The sequence below is a fragment of the Paenibacillus sp. E194 genome (genome assembly GCF_000935845.1).
In the GTDB taxonomy this organism is placed as follows: Bacteria; Bacillota; Bacilli; order Paenibacillales; family Paenibacillaceae; genus Paenibacillus_B; species Paenibacillus_B alvei_B.
This window is the reverse complement of sequence record NZ_JMDX01000385.1, coordinates 1-3,623: the sequence shown is the minus strand read 5'-3', so window position 1 is coordinate 3,623 and position 3,623 is coordinate 1. Positions and strand designations below refer to the sequence as shown.

Sequence of the window (3,623 nt, the reverse complement as noted above, 5' to 3'; positions counted from 1 at the left end):
TCATTCATCCAACACAGATTAATGAAGCATAATGATCGACATTTATGAAGAAAACAGCCCTGGAGATCCTCAGGATCTCTAGGGCTGTCGGCCACTTGTATGGTTATACTTTAGGGCTCATACACTTCCTCAATAATTGGCTTACCATACACATCCTCATAGATCGGTATCTTCTTCTCTACAGGATCAATCCCAGGATAGAAGCGACTTGCGTCGACAGCGTTCATACTAAGCCCAACAAGCAGGACGCCCGTGATGATTCCAGCCAACATTACCACGCCTATTACGTTCCATGGTCTGCGCATGCTGCTACCCCCGCTAACATCACTAATAACTTCACGATATAGCCCCTATTCTCACCGTAAAGTTAATCCCTTAAACGTCTCATGCCCTTCCTTGCTCATGACTTCATTCCTTCTTGCTGGTATACTCTTCAACTGAGCGAAGCCATACAAATTGCTCATCATGCTTTGTACTATCAAAGATGAGAAGCTTGGATAAAAACCAACAGACAACCGCTACGATCCCAAACACACCGATTATCCATACACTCAATTCGGCTCCCATAACCCAACCTCCTCCGCTTGTCCCCATTCAATAGCGAAACATTCGTTATACCTTCACTATATGAAAGCAGTTGAAAGTTTAGTTCTTGCAATTACGAACAAAATAAAAAAGCATCCATCACCCGTTAGATACGAATGAGAGATGCTTGATCTAGTAATAATATCTATTTCCTCGCACAGATTGACAGCCACTGAGGCAAGGCTGCTGACTCGTTCAACTTCCAGTTGCACATATTCACAAGCTCTTGATCAGAAAAGAGACCTATTTGCAATGCGGGCACTGTTCTCTACTTGTCTCTCTGCAATATCGCATGAAGTCACTATTGCGCCCATAAGATGAAACGCAAATACCGCATAGTTGTCACCGCTAGAAGGCACACACTCGCTTCCCCTGCAAACAAGGCATGACGGAGTTGATCATTGCATAAGTCGTAGGATGAAACGCTGATTCTGGAGAATCTATTAGATTGGAAATTGCCTCTTCCGTTCGATATTTCGAATACCAAGTATCGGACCAATAATTCCAACTTTCCTTAACGATATGTAATGCACCCTTCTGCTCCATTCCAAACTTCCCTTCTCCATATAAGTTCTACTGTACTTCAGTATCCCTCAGAGAAATCAATGAAAATAGGCAGAGAATAATTCGTATTAAACTATATCCTTGATCTTATTTTTCTTAATGCATGATGTTGACAAATATACAAACACCGCTCTAGTATGTTGATAGCATGATGGGTTCGTACAGTGGAAGGGAATATATAGTGAAATTAGAGAGGCTCCTGTCTATTCTAATTGTAAATAAAGGGAGGATCCAAGTGGTCGAGATTGAGAACACGAAGGTAGCAGCAGTATTCGAACATTATCCATTACATATTCAAGGAAAATTGTTTTTTCTCCGTCAGCTCATTTTAGATACTGCATCGGAAACAGATGGTGTTGGTTCTGTGGAAGAGACGCTAAAATGGGGTGAACCTAGCTATGTCATGAAAAAAGGAAGCACGATTAGAATCGGTTGAAACAGGAGACTCCGAATCAGTATGCCTTGTATTTTAACTGTAACACAAAGCTAGTTGAGACATTTAGGGAAATTTATCGTGACATCTTCAAATTTGAAGGGAACCGAGCAATTGTGTTCGATGGAGACGACCTTGTATCCATAGATGAACTAAAGCAGTGCATTTGTGCATCGCTCACTTACCATACCCGAAAACATCTTCCTATGTTAGGTTTATTTTCATGACCAGAATGATTCTGTTGCAGGTTTCCACTGTTCAAAGGAATAGAAATAGAAAAAGCCTTCATAATCAAGGCTTTTGATGTTTAAAGTATGGTGATCTGTAGTGGGCTCGAACCACTGACCCCCACCCTGTCAAGATGGTGCTCTCCCAGCTGAGCTAACAGATCATGTTTATTAACAAATTTAATATAACATCAATATATTACCATGTCAATTACTAGAGATGACTTTTCCTGAATGATCGGCAGCCACATGAACCACTTTCACAGTATATCGCTCACACCTTCTTACAAGCCTACAACAACTTACTATTCCATGAAAGCAGTTCACGATGACACCTATTCCTTATTTAGATATTGGGGACTTGCCAGTCGATCTCCTGCTCGCCCCATTCGCGCAGCTTATTATTAATTTTCGAGTACGGCTTGCTTCCAAAGAACCCACGATGTGCAGACAAGGGACTTGGATGCGGCGCTTGTACGATATAATGCTTTGACAAATCAATCATGCTCGCCTTCGCTTGTGCATGGCTTCCCCATAGAACAAATATGATTGGGCGATCTCTGTCATTCAACAATTGAATGATACGGTCGGTGAACTTCTCCCAGCCCTTCCCGCGATGTGATGCTGCTTGTCCTTGTTCGACGGTCAGTACTGTGTTCAGCATGAGGACGCCTTGCTTGGCCCAGTGCAGCAAGCTTCCGTTGTTCGGCATCTTCAGACCAACATCTGCTGCTCCCTCTTTGAACATGTTCTGAAGTGAAGGCGGAAGTTTAACACCCGGTTGAACGGAAAAGCTTAATCCATGAGCCTGTCCTGGCCCATGATAAGGATCTTGGCCAACGATGACAATCTTCGTATCTGTATAGGACGTCGCATTCAATGCAGAAAATATATGATCATATGGCGGATAAATGACAGCACGCTCGTATTCTTCTCGAAGCCAGCCCCACAGCTGCTTGAAATATGGCTGTCTAACTTCCTCATGGAGCAATTCCGCCCAATCATTCTGTACATGCATTCCCACTGTATATTCCCCTTCCATGTCGGTATCTATCAGTCTATTACGATTATTATGTAATCCTCAAATCAATTCACATTTCATATTAAAAAGGAATATAAAGCAAAAAACTCCTCACTTGTTCAAACCCTGAACAGGAAAGGAGTTCTCATCATCAATAAGTGGTGCCGAGGACCGGGATCGAACCGGTACGGTAGTCACCTACCGCAGGATTTTAAGTCCTGTGCGTCTGCCAATTCCGCCACCCCGGCATATTTGCCACATCGTCATGTGGTTCAATATGCTGCATCATTGCGCACTACAAGCTGCTCATCCACTTTCGTTTCAAAACACTGTACATCGCAACCGACAAGATATAATATATCATACGCCTTTATATGATGTCAACAATAAATTTATCGATGTGAATGTTCGCAAATGAACATTCATAATCTGGTCTTTTTCCTCCTATTGGATTATCCCCACGTTACCTTTGTTACCATTATTTTCATTGGAATATTTGGCTTTTGTCGTACAATAGAACTACTACCATCTAGGAGGATCCGGGCAGTGAAGCGAATAATTACCCTACTATGTGCTTCTTTCTTACTCCTATCAGGCTGTTCTAGCATCTCGCAATCCTCATATGACGATATGGTATCTGCGAACGAGAATTTGACTGCTAAAGTAAGAAACCTGCAGCAAGAAAATACGCAATTAAAAGGTACAATTAACGATTTAAAGAAAGAAATCGATGATATCAAAAATGGAGCTGACCGCATGCTTGCCGGAGCGAAGGATAGTCTTACTAAAGGCG

General features: G+C 42.2%; 5 protein-coding genes and 2 tRNA genes. 2 read left to right on the top strand and 5 right to left on the bottom strand.

The window, feature by feature from the left end; genetic code table 11:
• Positions 1-110 precede the first annotated feature (110 nt).
• Both AZ66_RS27855 and AZ66_RS31710 read right to left on the bottom strand, forming a co-directional pair.
• Positions 111-305 (bottom strand): hypothetical protein, encoded by a 195-nt coding sequence (locus AZ66_RS27855; RefSeq protein ID WP_044357884.1) that lies wholly within the window; start codon positions 303-305, stop codon positions 111-113.
• 103 nt (positions 306-408) lie between these two features.
• Positions 409-567, bottom strand: coding sequence for a hypothetical protein (locus AZ66_RS31710; RefSeq protein ID WP_156160120.1), 159 nt, complete (start codon positions 565-567; stop codon positions 409-411).
• An 817-nt stretch (positions 568-1,384) separates the two neighbouring features.
• Between AZ66_RS31710 and AZ66_RS32210 the strand changes: the two genes are divergently transcribed.
• Positions 1,385-1,585: a hypothetical protein gene (locus AZ66_RS32210; protein WP_197081789.1), complete on the top strand. Its 201-nt coding sequence runs from the start codon at positions 1,385-1,387 to the stop codon at positions 1,583-1,585.
• A gap of 312 nt (positions 1,586-1,897) precedes the next feature.
• On the opposite strand, the gene AZ66_RS27840 is transcribed toward AZ66_RS32210, so the two are convergent.
• The 3 genes from AZ66_RS27840 to AZ66_RS27830 form a co-directional block, all read right to left on the bottom strand.
• Positions 1,898-1,973, bottom strand: a tRNA-Val gene (locus AZ66_RS27840).
• 182 nt (positions 1,974-2,155) lie between these two features.
• Positions 2,156-2,827, bottom strand: a complete 672-nt coding sequence (locus tag AZ66_RS27835) for a uracil-DNA glycosylase (protein ID WP_442950330.1) — start codon at positions 2,825-2,827, stop codon at positions 2,156-2,158.
• A gap of 162 nt (positions 2,828-2,989) precedes the next feature.
• Positions 2,990-3,078, bottom strand: a tRNA-Leu gene (locus tag AZ66_RS27830).
• 298 nt (positions 3,079-3,376) lie between these two features.
• Between AZ66_RS27830 and AZ66_RS27825 the strand changes: the two genes are divergently transcribed.
• Positions 3,377-3,623: bZIP transcription factor (locus tag AZ66_RS27825; protein WP_044357881.1), on the top strand; the 247-nt coding region annotated here is incomplete at its 3' end.

Excerpts from the sequence above, each read along its gene's own strand:
- AZ66_RS27855 (WP_044357884.1), bottom strand. The coding sequence starts at position 305 with ATGCGCAGACCATGGAACGTAATAGGCGTGGTAATGTTGGCTGGAATC.
- AZ66_RS31710 (WP_156160120.1), bottom strand. The coding sequence starts at position 567 with ATGGGAGCCGAATTGAGTGTATGGATAATCGGTGTGTTTGGGATCGTA.
- AZ66_RS27835 (WP_442950330.1), bottom strand. The coding sequence starts at position 2,827 with ATGCATGTACAGAATGATTGGGCGGAATTGCTCCATGAGGAAGTTAGA.